Source organism: Microlunatus speluncae (genome assembly GCF_009299835.1).
GTDB lineage: Bacteria > Actinomycetota > Actinomycetes > Propionibacteriales > Propionibacteriaceae > Microlunatus > Microlunatus speluncae.
This window is the reverse complement of sequence record NZ_VKCZ01000021.1, coordinates 227,366-245,070: the sequence shown is the minus strand read 5'-3', so window position 1 is coordinate 245,070 and position 17,705 is coordinate 227,366. Positions and strand designations below refer to the sequence as shown.

Below are 17,705 nucleotides of genomic sequence, written 5' to 3'. Positions count from 1 at the left end.
CCCCTGTCTCAATACGCTGTACGTTCTGTCTGTACACTGTACGCACAGGCAATGGCGCAGTGCAATACCTGTTTGATCGGGTTGATGATTAGACTGTGCTAGCACAGATGGGAGCTACGGATGACCGATCAGCCGCCGTACGCCGCGATCGCCGCCGACCTGCGGAGGCGGATCGGCATCGGGGAGTTGCGGCCGGGTGACCGGGTGCCGTCCACCCGGCAGCTCGCTCGGCAGGCCGGTGTCGCGATGGCAACGGCCGCGAAGGCCCTGACCGTGCTGCGCAACGAAGGCGTCGTCGTGGCCCGACCGCGCAGCGGCACGGTGGTGGCGCCGGCGACCGCCGGCACCGATCCGACGCCGGCCGAGGGTTCGCGGCCGGCGTCCGGTTCGGAGCCGACCCGGGACCGGCTGCTGCAGACGGCGGTCGCGCTGGCCGATGCCGAGGGCCTGACCGCGGTGTCGATGCGGGCCGTCGCCGCGCGGCTCGGGGTCTCCCCGATGACGCTGTATCGGCACATCCGGGACAAGGACGACCTGCTCGCTTCGATGAGTGATGCCGCCTTCGCCGAATCGCCGCTGCCCACCGACCTCCCGGCGGGCTGGCGGGAACGGATCGAGGTCGCGGCGCGCGGACTATGGGCGGTGCATCAGCGGCATCCGTGGCTCGCCCACGTGACACCGCTGACCCGGCCCCTGGCGGCGCCCAGTCTGCTCGCGTACTCCGAACTGATGTTGGCTGCGCTGCTCGATCGCGGCCTGGATCCGATCACAGCGTTCGATCTGAACGTGCTGCTCTACAACTTCGTCACCGGGATCGCGATCAACCTCGAGGCCGAGGCCCGCGCGGCCGCGGCGAGCGGCCTGTCCGACGAGGAGTGGATCACCGAGCAGACCCCCGACCTGGACGCGCTGGCCGGCTCCGGTCGCTATCCGGCCTTCGCCACGGTTCTGTCCGCGATGGGCCGGCTCGACGGCGGCTACGACCTCGTCCTCGACCGCCTGTTCGAGCTCGGCCTGCGCCACCTCCTCGACGGCATCACCCTCACGCCGACTTGTCAGAACTGAGTTGTGCCATGACACAACTCAGTTCTGACAAGTCGGCGCGGGGAAGAGGTTTACGGCTCCTGGATGGTCACGCGGCCGGAGGTGCCGTCGCCGAGGAAGGCGGCCAGGGCTTCGGCCTCGGCGGTCAGGTCGGTCCGTTCGGCGGGTCGGAGCTGCCGGAAGAGCTCCAGCTGTACGGTCACGCCGCTGTCGGCATCGCCGGTGCTGGTCCAGCTCGCGGCGACCCGGCCGTCGACCAGGACGAAGCGGGCGCCGCCGATGCTCAGCGGCCGATCGTCGTCGTCGATCATCCGGATCCGGTCGGCGTACCCGAGGACGACGTTGTCGAACGCCGGCAGGAACCGTGGCGGTGCGGGCGTCTCGGCCGGAGTCAGCTCCGCGTCGGCCAGATCCAGCAGCTCGCGGTTGGCCTCGTCGCGGTAACGACGCAGTCGGGGCCGGAGCCGCTTGATCACCGCGGGCAGCCCGCTCAGGCCGGACCAGGCGCGGACGTCCGAACTGGTGGCCGGGCCGAAGGCGCCGAGGTAGCGCAGCACCAGATCGTCCAGCACCTCCGCCTCATCGGGGACCGGATCATGATCACCGAACCAGGCGGAGAAGGCCTGGTTACGGGCCGCCGCGCGTTGTCCCCAGATCCCGCGCGGCGGCACCTGGACCACCGGGACCAGCGACCCGACGACGTCGGCGAGCGCGTCGATCGGCACGCCGGGCCAGCGGTCGGCCAGCGCGTGGGCGACCTCGGAGGAGATCCGCGGCCGCTCCGCGAACAGGGCTTTCGCTGCCGTGGCGAGCTCGTCCAGATCGAGCTCGCCGCCCAGTTGGCGGCCGCGGGCGCCGAGGGTCCGCTGGACGACCATCGCCTGGTGCGCCGGCCGCAGCCGCAGCGCGTCGGAGCGGGTCAGCAGGTGCAGCGTGCGGCGCATCATCAGGGTCCGGACGGCTTGGCGCTCCTGCAACAGGTCGACCAGCTCGGCCGGCGCGAAGCCGGCGTTGCGGGACCAGAGCCCGACGTAGGGCTCGAGCGGCTCCTGGGCCTGGAGCCCGACCAGGTGCTGGATCGTGTCCACCGCGGTCGCATCGGCGCGCCGCAGCAGTCGCTGCCGTTCCAGCGTGGTCCGGTTCAGAGTGGCGCGATCGACGGTCACTGCGGTTCGGGTCACACCCGCATCCTGCCGGTTCGGGAAGAATTTCACCGGACCATGTCGAAATCGTTGCGCTAGGCCACCCCGAGGCCGACTTGTCAGAACTGAGTTGCCCTATTGCGCAACTCAGTTCTGACAAGTCGGTGGGGTGGGGTGGTTTCAGCGGTGGGGGCCGGTGGCCAGGCGGAGACGGTCGAGGCAGAGGGCCTGGACCGCGATGGCGCCGAGGCCGAGCAGGATCAGCCAGATCAGCGGGGTGCTCAGCGACTGCGGCAGGTCGGCGTAGTCGACCGGCGCCCGGTTGCGGGCCGTCGCCAGCGCCAGCGGGCCGGTCATCGAATCGGCCGTGGTGCCGCCGACCAGGCCGCCGAGCAGACTCTGCGCCTGGGTCAGCCAGAGCACGGCGAAGGTGGTCAGCAGCACGCCGAGCACCGGGACGACTGCGGCCCCGACGCCGACCCCGGAGTCACGCAGCCGCCGAACCGCGGCGAACAGCAGGGTGAACCCGACCAGCGCCGGGACGCTGATCATGGTCGACGGCAGCAGCCCGGCGAAGGTGCCCAGCAGATCGAGCTGACGCAGGAAGTCGAAGTGCTGCAGCATCAGCGGCCCGGCACCGACCAGCAGCCACGGGGCGAAGATCAACAGACCCGCTTCGCTGAACCGGCCGAGCGGCCGCAGTGCGCCGAGGCCGAAGCCGGCCGCGAGGGCGACGACGATCTGGATCAACGTCCCGATCAAGCTGGGGAGCCAGGTGTTGATCAAGATCACCGCGGAGTAGTCGTCCGACCAGGGTGTCGCGCTGCCGGCCAGCCACGGCGCCAGGACGACAACCATGATCACCAGAAACAGCCCGGCCACGCCGAGGCCGGCCCAGCCGAGACCGGAACCGTGATCAGGCTGCGCCGGTGGATCGATCTCGATCCGGAGCCGCGCGATCAGGATGATCAGCACGGCGAGCAGACCGAAGACCCCGGCGATCAGGCCGATCAGCACGCTGATCGCCGCCGCCGAGCCGAAGTTCATCATGCCGAAGCCGAAGGTGGTGGCCAGGGTCTGCAACGTGTCCGTCGTCCGGTTCGGCCCGCCGCCGGTCACCGCGTACGGGATCGCGAACAGCTGCACCGCCAGGCCGAGGCCGACGCAGAGCATCAGCCCGGCCGCCGCGAGCCAGGTGGTGAGGCCCGACGCGGATCGCCAAGCCGCGATCGACACCAGGGCCGCCGCGGACGCGGGCAGCGCGAGCAGAGTGACGGTGGTGATCCAGGTCAGCGCCAGGACCGCCGTGCCCGGGTCGGCGACGAGCCGGGTGTCGAAGGTGAGCGCGATGCCGACCGGCGCATAGAGCACCAACCCCAGGCCGAGGATGCCGCGGGTGATCATCCGCACCGGCCGGGTCCCGCGCGCGGCGAGTGAGCCGATCAGCAGTCCGAGCAGGATCGAGATCAAGATCACCGGGCCGGCGAACAACAGCGTCCGGGGCAACGCCGGCGCCACGACCTCGAAAACCCGGCTGTAGTTCACCAGTCCGACGAACTCCGAGGGTCCGGTCCTGATCGGGGTGCTCTTCTGCAGGCTCATGATCATCGTCCGCACCGTCGGGATGACGAGCTGGACCAGCCACAAGATCAACGCGGGGAGGACCAGCAGGGCGCCGATCACCCGCCAGACCGGATTGATCGCCGCAGGGGCGGAGGGTGCGCTCACGATCGTGGACCCTAGCGCAACGGCGTGCCGCCGAGGTGATCAGCGGCACGCCGTGGCTGGCGCGTCGGTGGGATCAGAGCTCCAGGCCGGGGTAGAGCGGGTGCTTGTCCAGCAGTTCGGCCGAGGCCGCCTTGGTCTGGTCTGCGACCCCGTCGGCCAGGACGTACTTCGCCTTGCCGGGAGCGCCGGACTTGGTCGCGGCCGGCGTGGTGTTCTTCAGGACGTCGATCACCAACTCGGCCACCCGGTCGAACTCCGCGGTGCCGAAGCCCCGGGTGGTCAGCGCCGGGGTGCCGAACCGGACGCCGGAGGTGTACCAGGCGCCGTTCGGGTCGCTCGGCACCGAGTTGCGGTTGGTCACGATGCCGGCGTCCAGCAGCGCGGACTCGGCCTGCCGGCCGGTCAGCCCCAGGCCGGAGACGTCGAGCAGCACCAGGTGGTTGTCGGTGCCGCCGGTGACCAGGGTCGCGCCGCGGCGGAGGAAGCCCTCGGCCAGGGCCTTGGCGTTGTCGGCGACGTTCTGGGCGTACGTCCGGAACTCGGCGGTCCGGGCCTCGGCCAGCGCCACGGCCTTGGCCGCCATCATGTGCGACAGCGGTCCGCCGAGCACCATCGGGCAGCCGCGGTCGACCGAGTCCGCGTACTCCTTGGTCGCCAGCACCAGGCCGCCGCGGGGACCACGCAGCGACTTGTGCGTGGTCGTCGTGGTGATGTGCGCGTGCGGCACCGGGTCCTCGTCACCGGTGAACACCTTGCCGGCCACCAGACCCGCGAAGTGTGCCATGTCGACCATCAGGGTCGCGCCGACCTCGTCGGCGATCTCCCGCATGGTGGCGAAGTTGATCCGTCGCGGGTAGGCCGAATAGCCGGCGATCAGCACCAGCGGCTTGAATTCCTTGGCCGCGGCCCGGACCGCGTCGTAGTCGAGCAGCTGGGTTTCCGGGTCGGTGCCGTACGAGCGCTGGTGGAACATCTTGCCGGAGATGTTGGGCCGGAAGCCGTGAGTCAGGTGCCCGCCGGCGTCCAGCGACATGCCGAGCGCCCGCTGCTCGCCGAAGGCCCGGCGCAGCTTCTCCCAGTCGTCCTCGCGGAGGTCGTAGACCGACTTGGCGCCGTGCTCGGCCAGCGACGGAGTCTCGACCCGGTGGGCCAGGATCGACCAGAACGCGACCAGGTTGGCATCGATCCCGGAGTGCGGCTGGGCGTACGCGTACTCGGCGCCGAACAGTTCGCGGGCGTGCTCGGCCGCCAGCGCCTCGACGGTGTCCACGTTCTGACAGCCGGCGTAGAAGCGATGGCCGATGGTGCCCTCGGCGTACTTGTCGGAGAACCAGGTGCCCATGGTGAGCAGGACGGCCGGCGAGGCGTAGTTCTCCGACGCGATCAGCTTGAGCGAGGACCGCTGATCGGTCAGCTCGGCGCGGGTCGCCTCGGCGATCCGCGGCTCCACCTGTTCGATCACCGACAACGCGGCGCGATAGGCCGCGGACGCGGTCTCGGCGTAGTCGCTGGACTTCATGGCGGGCGCGAACAGATCGGTCATGCGGTGGTTCTCCTCAGGGGCTGAGCCGGATGCCTGCTCAGGGTATCGCTGCGCGCGGAGGGTGGCGCACGTGATCACGTGCGCCACCGTTTCCTCCGATCACCGACCCGGCGGGACCTGTCGCATCGCGCAGGCGATCCGTCCGGCCTCGCGGCGGTCCACCGGCGCTCCGGCCAGCACCCGGACCGCGGGGCCCGGCTCGGCGAGCCAGACGACCTCGTCGGCGTCGCGGAAGCCGGGCCCGTCGGGATGGTCGAACGGCTCCGTCGCCCAGCCCGCCGGATCGCGCTCGAGATACTCGACCAGGAAGTCGCGCAGCGCGCCCACGTCGCTCAGCTCCGGCGACCGCATGACGATCACCTGCAGATCCACCCGGTAGGCCCCGTCGGCATCGGGACCCGACTCCCAGACCCGGGACGTGAATCGCACCTCCTCCCACTCGTACTCGAAGTCGGAGACCAGCGAGCCGAGTCCGGACGGCAGCCAGCCCAGCCGGAAACCGTCGAGTTGCTGCGGGTGTCGTGGCCGCACCGGCCCACAATCGGAGCCGGCACGGGCCGCCGCCGAGACCGCCGGAGCGGGCCCGGAGACGGCCGGCTCGGCCCGGGCCGGCAGCGCCAGCCCCACCGCTCCACCGGTGACGAGCGTGGCCAGCGCCAGCCCGCGGACGATCGGGCCGCGGATGGCCCGGCCTCGAATGAACTGCATGATGTGTCCTCTCGTGATCACGTACGGCCCGTTGGGGGCCCGGTCCACGGCCAAATGCCGGGATGCCCTTGATCCTGGGGACGGACCCCGGCACCGGCCGCCGCGAGAAGAAATCTGTGGACGGCGAAGATTCACGGCCGCCGGCTGTGGACAACCGCGCCGGCGGGCGGGGCGCCGGGATGGGACACACTGTGGCCGTATGACCCAGGGGGATCGGCGAGATCTGACGGCGACGTTCGTCTGCTTCGGCCTCAGCGGGGTGATCTCGGGGACCTGGTTCTCCCGCATCCCCGCGGTTCGTGATCAACTCTCGGCCGACCTGCAGACGGTCGGGCTGGTGCTGGTGTGCCTCGGGCTCGGCTCGTTCGCGAGCATGCCGTTCGGCGGCCGGCTGTCTCGTCGGTTCTCCAGCCGCCGGGTCTGCCTGGTCGCCGGGATCGCGGCGCCGGCCCTGTTCTCGGTGCTGCCGCTGCTGACCTCGCCGGTCGCGTTCGGCGCGGTGCTGGTGTTGGCCGGCGCGGCGATCGGGCTGTTCGAGGTGATGCTCAACGTGCACGGGGCCGACGTCGAGCGTGCCGTCGGGCGGTCGGTGATGCCGGCGCTGCACGGGCTGTGGAGCGGCGGGCTGTTGCTGGGATCGGCGCTCGGGGCCGGGCTGGCCGCGCTCGGGATCGGGCTGGGGCAGCACTTCTGGCTGCTGCTGCCGATCGTCGCGGTGGCGAACACGATCGGCACGTTGTTCTGGCATGATCATCGGGCGCCGGCCCGGGAGGGTGGGCGGGTCCGGCCCAGCGCCAAAGCGCTGACGCTGCCGGTGATCTTGCTCGCCGTGATGTTGCTCTGCTCCAACATCGGCGAGGGTTCCGCGTCGGACTGGCTGGCCCTGTACGCCCACGACGAACGCGGCTTCGGCGAGGGGGCGGCGGCTGCCGTGTTCACCGTCTACAGCCTGATGATCACGATCGGCCGGCTGGCCGGCGGTTTCGTCCTTGATCGACTCGGCCGGGTGATCACCGTCCGGCTCTGTGGAGTGATCACCGCGGCCGGGATCGCGGTCGTGCTGTTCCTGCCACTGCCGGCCGGCCCTTACCTCGGGGCTGCGCTCTGGGGGCTGGGTCTGTCCGTCGTGTTCCCGGCCGCGATCACGGCGGCCGGCGAGCACGGCCGGGACAACTCCGCGGGCGCGATCGCGGCGGTTTCGACGCTCGGCTTCGGCGCCTTCCTGACCGGGCCGCCGTTGATCGGACTGCTCGCCCAGCGGACCTCGATCGGGCTGGCGCTCGGCATCGTGCTGGTGCTCAGTTTCGGCATCACCGTGCTCGCACCGCTGATGCGCCCGGCCCGGCCGACTGATCGGTCAGAGTGATCGTTCGGCGGCGTCGGTGTGCAGGTCGGGGAGCTCCCGCAGCTTCCAGAACGGCCCGGTCACGACGAACGCAGCGGCGATCAGCTGACCGCCGGCGGCGATCCACATGGTGGGGACGACGCCGATCCAGCTGCCGAGCCCGCCGGCCAGCAGGGCGGCGATCGGCATCACGCCCCAGACGACGAACCGCACCGACGCATTCATCCGGCCGAGCAGCCGGGCCGGCGTGATCCGCTGCCGGAAGGTCACCTGGGTCACGTTGTAGAGCAGCACGGTGAAGCTGCCGACGAAGAACTGCACCACCAGCAACGGGAACGCCACGGCCGGCACCGCGGCGGCCAGCGGCAGCAGCAGGCCGACGAGGCTGAAACCGATGGTGCTCACCGGCAGCGCCCGCGCCTCGCCGATCCGCCGCACCAGGTGCGGTGTCGCCAGCACGCCGAGCAGCCCGCCGATCGAGCCGAGCGACAAGATCAAACCCATCGCTTGCGGCGTGAATCCCAGGTCCCGCAACAGAAACAGCGGCAACAGCGTCATCGAGATCGTGTTGAAGAAGTTGGAGGTGCCGGTGGTCCCGACGATCCGGCGGAGCAGCTTCTCGGTGAAGACGAAGCGCAAGCCCTCGCCGATCTCGCGGAGGATCGGTCCATGATCATCGGGCGCCCGTCGCTCCTCCCGATCCCGGGTCAAGATCAACGCAACGACCGACAACAGATAGGTGCCGGCCGTCGTCAGCATCGCGAGCGGGGCGGTGATCACGCCGATCAGCCAGCCGCCGATCCCCGGCCCCGCGATGTTGGCCAGCTGATACGTCGACTGCAGCTTGCCGTTGGCCTCGGCGATCTGGCTCGGCCGGACCAGCGACGGGACGATGCTCTGGTAGGAGACGTCGAAGAACACCGACGCCACCCCGACCACCGCGGCGACGATGATCAACTGCCAGACCTGCAGGACGCCGAGCGCCCACAGCACCGGGATGCAGGCGAGGGCGACGGCCCGGACCAGGTCGGCCATGATCATCACGTGGCGCTTGCGCATCCGGTCGATCCAGGCGCCGGCCGGCAGCCCGACCAGCAGGAACGCGGCGACGTTGGCGGCGTTCAGCACCCCGACCTCGAACTCGCCGGCGCCGAGCAGCAGCACCGCGAGCACGGGGATCGCCAGCTCCGAGATCTGAGCGCCGAACTGGGCGAACGCCTGGCCGGACCACAGCGTGACGAAGTTGCGGTCGCGCCACAGTGAACCCTTCGGCGCGGCTGATTGGGACATGTCAATCAGTGTGTGGGGACTGATTGAGAGTTGTCAATCGCTGTCGTACGCTCTCCTCATGGACCGGACCGAGGCGGGCCGCGACGACCCCGCGGCCGAAGCGCGGATGCGGGCGATCAGTTCGCCGCTCCGCCTCCGCGTGCTGCGACTGTGCGCGTTCGAGCCGCGCACCAACAAGGAGCTCGCCGAACTGCTCGGGGTGAATCCCGGGACGATGCTGCACCACGTCCGCACGCTCGTCGGCACCGGCTATCTCGCCGCGGAGCCGGAGCGGTCGGGCAATCAGGGGTCCCGCGAGGTGCCGTACAAGGCGACCGGTCTGTCCTGGCGGACGCCGATCCAGGACGGCTCGTACGCCCTGGTCGAGACGTTCCTGCAGCAGATCCAGGGCCTGTCGCCGGCCGAGCTCGACATCACCTGGCTCGGGCTCAAGCTCAACGCCGAACACCGGGCCGAGTTCCAGCAGCGGCTGCACGCGCTGGCCACCGAGTTCAAGGACCGGGGCCCGGACCCCGACGGCGACCCCTATTCACTCTTCACCGCGCTGCACCCCGACCTGAACCCGCCGGGGTCCGCGGGCTAGCGGGAGAGCTCGTAGAGGGCGATGCCGGTGGCGACGCCCGCGTTCAGCGACTCGACCTCGGCGGCCATCGGGATCGACGCCATCACGTCGCAGGCCTCGCGGACCAGGCGGGACAGCCCGGACCCTTCGGCGCCCACCACGAGCACGGTCGGCCCGCGCGTCTCGGCCACCTTCGCCAACGTGGTGTCCGCGGTGCCGTCCAGTCCGACCAGGGTCAGCCCGGCGTCGGCGTAGGACCGCAGGGCCCGGTTGAGATTGGTGGCCCGGGCGATCTGCAGCCGGGCCGCGGCGCCGGCCGAGGACTTCCAGGCGGCCGCGGTCATGCCGGCCGCCCGCCGCTCCGGGATGAGTACGCCCTGGGCGCCGAAGGCGGCCGCCGAGCGGACGATCGCGCCGAGGTTGCGCGGATCGGAGATCCCGTCCAGCGCGACCACCAGCCCCTGGTCACCCGCCGCCACGGCGTCGGCCAGCAGGTCGTCGGGATGGGCGTAGACGAACTCGGGCAGTTGCAGCGCCACCCCTTGGTGCACGGCATCGCCGACCAGCCGCTCCAGCTCGTTCCGGGTCACCTGGAGCAGCGGCATGTGACGCTCGGCCGCGATCTTGAAGATGTCGCTGAGCCGGTCGTCCCGGTCGGCGCCCTCGGCGACGAAGCCGGACTTGACCGGGATCTCGGCCAGCATCGCTTCCAGCACGGGGTTCCGGCCGACCACCCACTCCGCTCCCGCGGCGCCGGAGCGTCGGGGGCCGCCCGCGCGGTCGGGCCGGGTGCCCGGCCCGCGGCCGCGGTCCGAGCCCGACGCGCTCGGTCGATTCGTGCCCTGCCGGGCGCCCTGAGCCTTCTTCGCCTTGTGGGCCGGGTGATAGGGACGGTCCTCGGCCTTCGGCGTCGGGCCCTTGCCCTCCAGGCCGCGGCGGACCCGGCCGCCCGACCCGGCGGTGTTGCCCTTGCCCTTGCGGCGGATCGCGCCCTTCCGTTGGCTGTTGCCCGGCATCAGGACTCCTTCTGCGGTGCGTTGCTGTCGTTGCTGTCGGGGGATGTGGTCGCGCGCAGCGTCCAGCGCGTCCCGTCCGGGGTGTCGGTCAGCTCCACCCCGACGTCGGTCAGCGAAGACCGGATCGCGTCCGCGGCGGGATAGTCCTTCCGGCCCCGGGCGTCGGCGCGCTGCTTGATCAACTCCGCGACCAGGCCATCGATCACCCGCCGGAATCGATCTTGGTCACCGGCTGGGACTCCCCAGATCGGGTCGTCGGCCGCCAGGCCGAGGACGGCGAGCATGGCCCGCACCTGACCGCACAGCTCGGCGATCCGTTCATGATCACCGGCGGCGATCGCCGAGTTGCCGTCCCGAACGGTGTTGAACAGGACCGCGACCGCGCTCGCCGTACCAAGATCATCATCCATCGCCGCCGCGAAATCGCTCGGCAGCAGATCGTCGCGGGTCGGCCCGACCAGCTCGGTCGCCCGCTCGACGAAGTGATCGACCCGGGCCAGCGCCGAGGCCGCCTCGCCGACCGCGGCGTCGGAGTATTCGATCGCCGAGCGGTAGTGCGGCATCACCAGATAGAAGCGCACCGCCCGCGGCGCGTGCCGCTTGATCACCTCCGACACCAGCGCGCCGTTGCCGAGCGACTTGCTCATCTTCTCCCCGGCCGCCGTCACCCAGGCGTTGTGCATCCACACCCGGGCGAACTTCTGCCCGGCCGCGGTCGACTGGGCCAACTCGTTCTCGTGGTGCGGGAAGCGCAGGTCGAGCCCGCCGCCGTGGATGTCGAACTCGGCGCCGAGATACTTGCCGGCCATCGCCGAGCATTCGATGTGCCAGCCCGGCCGGCCGCGGCCCCACGGTGTCGGCCACGAGGCCGTGACCGGCTCGGCCGGCTTGTGGCCCTTCCACAGCGCGAAGTCCCGCGGGTCGCGCTTGCCCCGGAAGTCCTCGTCCGGGTCGGGCTCCATGTCCTCGATCCGCTGCCCGGACAACGACCCGTAGTCCGGCCAGGACCGCACGTCGAAGTAGACGTCGCCCGAGCCGTCCTCGGCGGCGTACGCATGACCGCGGTCGATCAGCGTCGAGATCAGTTCGATCATCTCCGGGATGTGGCCGGTCGCCCGCGGCTCGTACGTCGGCGGCTGGCAGCCGATCGCGGCATAGGCGTCGTGCAGTTCGCGCTCGAACCGGTACGCATGGGCGTACCACGGCGTCCCGGCAGCCGCGGACTTGATCAAGATCTTGTCCTCGATGTCGGTGACGTTGGCGATCACCGTGACCTCGAAGCCCTGATGGGTGAGCCAGCGGCGCAGGACGTCGAAGTTGACCTCTTTACGGATGTGGCCCAGGTGCGGCGCGCTCTGTACGGTCAGCCCACAGTGATAGATCGAAGCCTTTCCGGGCTCGACCGGATCGAAGTCCCGCACCTTGCGGGACGCTGAATCGTAGAGGCGAAGCGTCACCGGGACAGCTTAGTGTCCCCCGGCCGGAGGTCCAGACCGTTATCCACCGGGGGAGTTGGGGCGCGCGGCCATCAGCTTCAGCATCACCGCGAGCCCATCGCGCAGGGCCGCCCGGTCGGCCGCGGACAGCTCGGCCAGGAACGGCTCGACGTTGGTGCCGAGTTGGTAGCGCATCGCCCGCATCTGCCGCAGCCCCTCCTCGGTCGGCGTGATCACCCAGACCCGCGCGTCGGTGGCGTCGGTGTCGCGGCGGACCAGGCCCTCGGCCTCGAGGCGCTTGACGTGGTTGGTGATGGTCGGCTGGGACGACCGCTCCAGCGTGGCCAGGTCGCTGATCCGGGTCGGGCCGTTGTCGATCAGCCGGGCCAGGATCCGGGCCGAGGCCAGGCTCAGCGAGTAACCGTCCTTGGGCGTCCACCGCACGATCCGGGCCGAGGTGGTGACCAGATCCTCGCCCAGCTGGTGCAGGTCGTCGTCCATGGCTGAAGGGTAGTAGAAGAAGGGGTGCCGCTCAGCGGCGTACGGCGGCGACCACCAGTCGGGCCAATTCGGTGTACGCGGCGGCGTCGGACAGCTTGGTCGAGGCCTGGATCTCGCCGCTGGTGATCCGCTGCATGGTCGCGGCGATCACCTCGGCGACGAACGCCGTCGGTACGTTACGGAACGCGCCGGCCCGCCGACCGTCGTCGATCAGCTCCCGGACCCGCTGCGCGGCGGCCTCGGTGTTGCGCTGATAGATCTCCCGGGTCGGCCGGAAGGCGGCCACGTCGTCGTGGAACTCCCGCGACGCCGGAGCCAGGGCGGCGGCGACCGCCTGCAGATAGGCGACGACCCGGCGGGCGGGCTGGCGGACGCGGCGGATCGCGGCCTCGACCTGCTCCGTCGCGGTCTTGAAGAACTCCCGGACGGCCAGCGTCGCCAGCTGCTCCTTGCTCTTGGCCAGGGTGTAGAGGGTGCGCTTGGAGCAGCGCAGCCGCGCCGCGAACTCGTCCATCGTGAACGTCGAGAACCCCTCGGCCAGGATCAACCGGACGAGGTGATCACGAAGCTGAGCCTGCCGTCGTGTCGGCTTCCTCGGGCCCGGTTGGCCGGAAAACAGGGTGACCATCCTGGCTAGTGTCCTGCGCGGAACCGCGCGCACCAAATATCCGGCTTCAGGTCACAGTTCGGTGAGAACTTCCCCGGCGACGCAATTCCACTCGTAACGGTACTGCCGTACTGCGTACAGTACCGTTTAGAGTGTCCGGAGGAGGATGATCATGCCCGTGGAACGGTTGCTGCCGACGCCCGAGGCCGCGGAGCTGGTCGCCCTGGTGGCGGAGATCGCGCGGGAGGAGCTGGCGCCGAAGGCGGCCGCCGCCGAGGAGGCGGCGGAGTTCCCGCGGGAGACGTTCCGGCTGCTCGGCGAGACCGGCCTGCTGGGATTGCCGTACCCGGAGGAGTTCGGCGGGCTGGGGCAGCCGTACGAGGTCTATCTGCAGGCCCTGGAGGAGGTCGCGGCCGCCTGGATGAGCGTAGGCGTCGGCATCTCGGTGCACGTGATGACCTGCTTCGTCGTCCAGCACAACGGCACCCCGGACCAGGTCCGGCGCTGGCTGCCGGAGCTGACCCGGGGCGATCTCCTGGGGGCGTACGCACTGTCGGAATCCCAGGCCGGTTCGGACATCTCGGCCATGACCACCCGGGCCAAACGGGACAACGGCGGCTATCAGCTGGACGGCGCGAAGGCGTGGATCAGCCACGCGGGCGTGGCCGACTACTACGTGACGTTCGCCCGAACGAGCGAGGATCCGAAGCAGGGGATGAGCTGCTTCCTGGTTCCGGCCGGCGCCGAGGGGCTGACCTTCGGCCCGCCGGAACGCAAGCTGGGCCTGACCGCCTCGCCGACCTGCCCGCTGTTCCTGGACGCGGTCGAGGTGGACGCGGAACGCCGGATCGGCGCCGAGGGCGACGGCATGCGGATCGCCCTGTCCGCCCTGGATTCCGGCCGGCTCGGCATCGCGGCCTGTGCCACCGGCCTGGCCCAGGCGGCGCTGGACTGCGCCGTCGACTACGCCCGGCAGCGGGAGCAGTTCGGCCGGCCGATCGCCGAGTTCGAGGGATTGCAGTTCCTGCTGGCCGAGCTCGCCGCGGCCGTCGACACTGCTCGCGCCACCTATCTGCACGCGGCCCGGATGCGGGATGCCGGGCGCCCGTTCACCCGGGAGGCGGCCGTGGCCAAGCTGACCGCGACCGATGCGGCGATGCGGGTCACCACCGACGCGGTTCAGGTGCTCGGCGGCTACGGCTACACCAAGGATTTCCCGGTCGAGCGCTACTTCCGCGAGGCCAAGGCGACCCAGATCTTCGAGGGCACCAACCAGATCCAGCGCCTGGTCATCGCCAGGCAATTGCTCCGCGGTGAAGCCGGCTGATTTCGATCAGCGGGTGAGAGCGACGACCGTGACGTCGTGACCAGCGGTGAGCAGCCGGAAGTCCTCCGGATCCGCGGTGACGACGGCGGCCGGCTCGACCGTGACGGCCACCGACGCGACGACCGAGTCGACCGTCAGGTCGCGCTTCTTTCGGCGGTTCGCCGCTGCCTGCTCGCGCAACGTCCCGGCGCGGGCCGCGATCCGCGCGTCGATGTCGATCACCGGAAGTCGTCGGATCAGGTGCCAGATCGCCGCGTCGCGGAGTGCTCCCGTCATGAGTTCGGCCAGTACGAGGCTCGGCACGACGACCCGTTGATCATTGCGCAGTGCTGCCTCCAGAAGCTCGGCCATGCCGCGCTCGCGGCGAGCCACGGCCGACACCGCTTCCGTGTCCAGGACGACGGTCCTGGACACCGGTGTCGTCAGCGAAGCTCCTCGGCGTATCGCTGCACCTCGTCCTCATCCAGCGGACCGTTGGCGTCGACCAGCTCTCCGACCAGTTCTTCGAGGCCGTCCCGCTCGAGCTGGCGCCGAAGGGCTCTGGTCGCGTAGGCGGACTGTTGACCGCGCGGCACCCGAGCCTGGACCTGATCGAGGACATCAGCCTCGATGGTCCAGCTCACCTTCTTGTAGGCGTGTGCCTCGGTCACCGCTCAATCCTACCGCTGATGCGATCGGGACGAAACTAGGTCCGGGAGTCGGTGTCGTACGGGACGGCGTCGGCGGTCTCCTGATACCAGGCGAGCATCCGGGCCGAGAGGGTGCGGGCGACGTCGGCGTAGGCGGAGTCGTTGATCAGGTTGCGGGTCTCGGCGGGGTCGGTGCGGAGGTCGTACAGTTCGTCGGTCTCGTACAGGCGGTGCACGTATTTGTGGTCGGCGGTGCGGCACATGGCCGCCTTGCCGTGCTCCGGGCCGGAGCCGGCCTGCAGCGAGATCCGCGGCCAGTAGAGGCCGGTCGGGTCGTCGTGGGCCCGGCTCTCCAGTTCCATCGCCTGCCGCTCGTCGCGCAGTCGGCCGCCCTCGCAGAAGACGGCGTCGCGGTGATCATCGGTCGCGCCGGCGATCAGTGGCAGCAATGATCGGCCGAAGTGGGTGTGGCCCGGCTCGATGCCGGTCAGTGTCTCGATCGTCGCGGGCACGTCGATCAGCTCGACCAGGGCGTCGCGGACGCCCGGCCGGATCGGGGTGCCGGCCGGCGGCTTGATGATCAACGGCACCCGGGTGAGGCAGTCGGCAAAGGTGTTCTGGGTCTTCTCGACCAGGCCGTGGTCGCCGGTGAAGTCACCATGATCGGAGAAGAAGAACAAGGCGGTGTCGTCGTACATCCCGGCGTCGCGGAGCGCCTGGAGCACCAGTCCGAGCTGGTGATCGACCCGGGCACACATCCCGTAGTACGTCGCCCGCAGCTCCCGCCAGCGATCCTCGGTCCAGCCCCGCAGCCCTTGCCGCGCACGGATTCCGGTCAGGATGCTCGGCTCCGGTCCCGAGTCGGGGTCCGGGCCGGTCGTCCGGTCGGGCAGCAGATCGCGGTCGATCATGGAGAACCACGGATCCTCCACCGCGTACGGCGGATGCGGGTAGGTCAGCGGCAGATAGAGGCAGAGCGCCTCGTCCTCGTCGTGATCTTCCTCGGCCCAGCGACGGATCTGGTCGATCGCGCCGTGCACATTGGCCCAGTCACTGTCGTAATAGGGCTGATCGCCCTCGGTCGGCAGCCGTCCGACCTGGAAGGAGTAATAGCCGTCAGAGCCCGGCTCGCCCCGCCACTCGGCTTGCCGGTCGTTCGCGAACATCGGCCGGACGTCTTCGGTCGGCTGGTATTTGACGTCACAATAGGCGTCGAAGCCGTGCTGGGCCGGGACAAGATCATTCTTGCCGCCCCACCAGACGAAGTAACCGTTGTCCTTCAGCGTCTTCAGCAGCACCGGCTCGTCGGGGCGCATCATGTGGTGCATCGTGCGATGGCCACGGACATGTGGATACCAGCCGCTCATGAACGAGCAGCGGCTCGGCGTGCAGACCGGGTTCTGGCAGAACGCCCGCTCGAAGCCGACCGCGTCGGTCTCGACCAGCCGGTCCAGGTTGGGCGTGACCGCGGCGGGGTTGCCCGCGTGCCCGAGGACGTCGCCGCGCCACTGGTCGGGATTGAAGATCACGAGGTGCGGACGGCTGGTCACGATCATGCTCCTTCGGCGGAGTGGTGCACTCAGGCGGTGCCGCGGATGATCAAGCGCCAGGGGACCGCGATGGTGCGGGTCGGTTGATCCGGCGTATCGATCCGGTCGAACAGTCGGTGCAACATAGGCCGGTACGCGGAGGTGTCGGTGCCGATCGTGGTCAGCGCCGGATTGATCTCCGTTCCCTCGACGATATTGCCGATCCCGATGATCTTGAGTTCATCGGGCACCCGGATGCCGAGTTGCATCGCCGCCCAGGCCGCGGAGATCGCCGCCCGGTCGGAGTGTGCCAGGATCGCATCGGGGCGACGGCTCCGCGGTTGGTCCAACAACTCGGTCGCCCGGCTCCGCGACTCGAGGAACCCGCTCAAACCTGGCGGCTGATCGGCGATCGTGATCGCCGAATCCGGAAAGCCGTGCTGACGGAACGTGGTGGCGAAGGCCACCGACCGGTGGCGGGACTGGTCGACCGGCTCGGCCAGGAAGGCGGGACGCCGGACCTTGTGCCGGATCAGGTACTCCGCCGCGGTCCGGACCGCCTCGGCCTCGTGCTGCACCATCACGTCGAACCGGCGGGGCCGATACCACTCCCCGGTGATCAAGGTCGGGATCCGGCTGCCGATCCGGTGCGCGCGAGCCGCGGAGAAGCCCGAGGAGCCCAGGATCAGCGCCGCGTCGGCCAGTCCGTCGACCAGCAGGCTCTCCACCCGGTCGATCGCCTCGCCGGTGTGGCCGTAGCGCAGGATGATCAGCCCCAGGCCACGCTCGGCGGCGGCCTCCTCGATCTCGGTGATCAGGTCGAGCGACCACGGGTTGAAGGTGCTGGCGACGACGGCCACCAGGTCGGTCCGGTTGCGGGCCAGCACTCGGCCGGCGCGCCGGGGCGAGTAGTCCAGTTGGCGCATCGCCTCGCGGACCCGCTCGGCGACCTCGGGGGTGGCCGCGATCTTCCGGTCGGGCCGTCGGCCGTTGGCGACATAGGACACCGTCGCGACCGAGACGCCGGCCAGTCTGGCCACGTCGGCCTGGGTGCTGGGGCGGCTGGTGCGTTGCTGGGTCAACGGTGTCCCTCCTGTCGCCGCATCGACGGTGATCGTCACCGAGATGACACCGGTGGACCAGTTGACATCGTACGGCTGATCAGGTTTGGTGATGCGCATAACCAAGATACGGCAAAGGAGCCAGGTCATGACAATCCCCTTCGGCAGACGCCCGGCGCCGTAGCCCCCTCCCGTGGTCGCCTCGGTGTCTGGGTTTCGAGACGGCGACGAGATACC

Annotated in this window: 17 protein-coding genes; 4 read left to right on the top strand and 13 right to left on the bottom strand. The window is 70.1% G+C overall.

All coding sequences use genetic code 11. The features are described from left to right. Window positions 1-120: 120 nt before the first annotated feature. Complete coding sequence (locus FNH24_RS30610) at window positions 121-1,065, top strand: TetR/AcrR family transcriptional regulator C-terminal domain-containing protein (protein WP_152366042.1); 945 nt, start codon at window positions 121-123, stop codon at window positions 1,063-1,065. Window positions 1,066-1,115: 50 nt separating this feature from the next. Here the strand turns inward: FNH24_RS30610 and FNH24_RS30605 are convergent, their stop codons facing one another. The 4 genes from FNH24_RS30605 to FNH24_RS30590 all read right to left on the bottom strand — a co-directional run bounded on the left by FNH24_RS30605 (window position 1,116) and on the right by FNH24_RS30590 (window position 6,165). Further along, on the bottom strand, window positions 1,116-2,225 hold the full coding sequence (locus FNH24_RS30605) for a winged helix DNA-binding domain-containing protein (protein WP_152366041.1): 1,110 nt from the start codon (window positions 2,223-2,225) through the stop codon (window positions 1,116-1,118). A 141-nt stretch (window positions 2,226-2,366) separates the two neighbouring features. Further along, the gene (locus FNH24_RS30600) at window positions 2,367-3,914 is read right to left on the bottom strand and encodes a sugar ABC transporter permease (RefSeq protein ID WP_152366040.1); all 1,548 of its coding nucleotides are present in this window, start codon (window positions 3,912-3,914) and stop codon (window positions 2,367-2,369) included. A 73-nt stretch (window positions 3,915-3,987) separates the two neighbouring features. Next, the gene (locus FNH24_RS30595; protein ID WP_152366039.1) at window positions 3,988-5,457 is read right to left on the bottom strand and encodes a glycine hydroxymethyltransferase; all 1,470 of its coding nucleotides are present in this window, start codon (window positions 5,455-5,457) and stop codon (window positions 3,988-3,990) included. Window positions 5,458-5,556: 99 nt separating this feature from the next. Continuing rightward, complete coding sequence (locus FNH24_RS30590) at window positions 5,557-6,165, bottom strand: hypothetical protein (protein WP_152366038.1); 609 nt, start codon at window positions 6,163-6,165, stop codon at window positions 5,557-5,559. 199 nt (window positions 6,166-6,364) lie between these two features. Between FNH24_RS30590 and FNH24_RS30585 the strand changes: the two genes are divergently transcribed. Then, on the top strand, window positions 6,365-7,531 hold the full coding sequence (locus FNH24_RS30585) for an MFS transporter (protein ID WP_161606402.1): 1,167 nt from the start codon (window positions 6,365-6,367) through the stop codon (window positions 7,529-7,531). Here FNH24_RS30585 and FNH24_RS30580 read toward each other — a convergent pair. Beyond that, window positions 7,523-8,800, bottom strand: coding sequence for an MFS transporter (locus tag FNH24_RS30580; protein ID WP_217428643.1), 1,278 nt, complete (start codon window positions 8,798-8,800; stop codon window positions 7,523-7,525). The genes FNH24_RS30585 and FNH24_RS30580 overlap by 9 nt on opposite strands. 58 nt (window positions 8,801-8,858) lie before the next feature. Here FNH24_RS30580 and FNH24_RS30575 point away from each other — a divergent pair, with 58 nt between their 5' ends. After that, the gene (locus tag FNH24_RS30575; protein WP_152366036.1) at window positions 8,859-9,383 is read left to right on the top strand and encodes an ArsR/SmtB family transcription factor; all 525 of its coding nucleotides are present in this window, start codon (window positions 8,859-8,861) and stop codon (window positions 9,381-9,383) included. Here FNH24_RS30575 and rlmB read toward each other — a convergent pair. From rlmB to FNH24_RS30555, 4 genes are read right to left on the bottom strand one after another with little or no spacing between them, the layout of a single operon-like run. Beyond that, the gene (rlmB, locus tag FNH24_RS30570; protein WP_152366035.1) at window positions 9,380-10,378 is read right to left on the bottom strand and encodes a 23S rRNA (guanosine(2251)-2'-O)-methyltransferase RlmB; all 999 of its coding nucleotides are present in this window, start codon (window positions 10,376-10,378) and stop codon (window positions 9,380-9,382) included. The two genes, FNH24_RS30575 and rlmB, sit on opposite strands and share 4 nt — an antisense overlap. After that, a complete protein-coding gene (gene cysS, locus FNH24_RS30565) occupies window positions 10,378-11,835 on the bottom strand; it encodes a cysteine--tRNA ligase (protein WP_152366034.1) in 1,458 nt (485 codons plus the stop codon). Before cysS ends, rlmB begins: the two co-directional genes overlap by 1 nt. A gap of 39 nt (window positions 11,836-11,874) precedes the next feature. Continuing rightward, window positions 11,875-12,315: a MarR family winged helix-turn-helix transcriptional regulator gene (locus FNH24_RS30560; protein WP_152366033.1), complete on the bottom strand. Its 441-nt coding sequence runs from the start codon at window positions 12,313-12,315 to the stop codon at window positions 11,875-11,877. 31 nt (window positions 12,316-12,346) lie between these two features. Continuing rightward, window positions 12,347-12,943, bottom strand: coding sequence for a TetR/AcrR family transcriptional regulator (locus FNH24_RS30555; protein ID WP_152366032.1), 597 nt, complete (start codon window positions 12,941-12,943; stop codon window positions 12,347-12,349). 145 nt (window positions 12,944-13,088) lie between these two features. On the opposite strand from FNH24_RS30555, the gene FNH24_RS30550 reads away from it, so the two are divergent. Next, window positions 13,089-14,249, top strand: a complete 1,161-nt coding sequence (locus FNH24_RS30550) for an acyl-CoA dehydrogenase family protein (protein WP_425486919.1) — start codon at window positions 13,089-13,091, stop codon at window positions 14,247-14,249. Between the two features lie 6 nt (window positions 14,250-14,255). Here FNH24_RS30550 and FNH24_RS30545 read toward each other — a convergent pair whose 3' ends face one another. The 4 genes from FNH24_RS30545 to FNH24_RS30530 are packed head-to-tail and all read right to left on the bottom strand — an operon-like array spanning window position 14,256 to window position 17,588. Continuing rightward, window positions 14,256-14,663, bottom strand: a complete 408-nt coding sequence (locus FNH24_RS30545; RefSeq protein WP_170304550.1) for a PIN domain-containing protein — start codon at window positions 14,661-14,663, stop codon at window positions 14,256-14,258. Between the two features lie 8 nt (window positions 14,664-14,671). Next, window positions 14,672-14,899 (bottom strand): hypothetical protein, encoded by a 228-nt coding sequence (locus FNH24_RS30540; protein ID WP_152366031.1) that lies wholly within the window; start codon window positions 14,897-14,899, stop codon window positions 14,672-14,674. 35 nt (window positions 14,900-14,934) lie between these two features. Next, window positions 14,935-16,428 (bottom strand): sulfatase family protein, encoded by a 1,494-nt coding sequence (locus FNH24_RS30535; protein ID WP_152366030.1) that lies wholly within the window; start codon window positions 16,426-16,428, stop codon window positions 14,935-14,937. Between the two features lie 29 nt (window positions 16,429-16,457). Then, window positions 16,458-17,588, bottom strand: coding sequence for a LacI family DNA-binding transcriptional regulator (locus FNH24_RS30530; RefSeq protein ID WP_161606401.1), 1,131 nt, complete (start codon window positions 17,586-17,588; stop codon window positions 16,458-16,460). Between the last annotated feature and the right edge of the window lie 117 nt (window positions 17,589-17,705).

Coding starts and splice junctions, on each gene's coding strand:
- FNH24_RS30585 (WP_161606402.1), top strand. CDS start 6,365: ATGACCCAGGGGGATCGGCGAGATCTGACGGCGACGTTCGTCTGCTTC.
- FNH24_RS30590 (WP_152366038.1), bottom strand. CDS start 6,165: ATGCAGTTCATTCGAGGCCGGGCCATCCGCGGCCCGATCGTCCGCGGG.
- FNH24_RS30555 (WP_152366032.1), bottom strand. CDS start 12,943: ATGGTCACCCTGTTTTCCGGCCAACCGGGCCCGAGGAAGCCGACACGA.
- FNH24_RS30560 (WP_152366033.1), bottom strand. CDS start 12,315: ATGGACGACGACCTGCACCAGCTGGGCGAGGATCTGGTCACCACCTCG.
- FNH24_RS30580 (WP_217428643.1), bottom strand. CDS start 8,800: ATGTCCCAATCAGCCGCGCCGAAGGGTTCACTGTGGCGCGACCGCAAC.
- rlmB (WP_152366035.1), bottom strand. CDS start 10,378: ATGCCGGGCAACAGCCAACGGAAGGGCGCGATCCGCCGCAAGGGCAAG.
- FNH24_RS30595 (WP_152366039.1), bottom strand. CDS start 5,457: ATGACCGATCTGTTCGCGCCCGCCATGAAGTCCAGCGACTACGCCGAG.
- FNH24_RS30575 (WP_152366036.1), top strand. CDS start 8,859: ATGGACCGGACCGAGGCGGGCCGCGACGACCCCGCGGCCGAAGCGCGG.
- FNH24_RS30610 (WP_152366042.1), top strand. CDS start 121: ATGACCGATCAGCCGCCGTACGCCGCGATCGCCGCCGACCTGCGGAGG.
- FNH24_RS30550 (WP_425486919.1), top strand. CDS start 13,089: ATGATCATGCCCGTGGAACGGTTGCTGCCGACGCCCGAGGCCGCGGAG.
- FNH24_RS30530 (WP_161606401.1), bottom strand. CDS start 17,588: ATGCGCATCACCAAACCTGATCAGCCGTACGATGTCAACTGGTCCACC.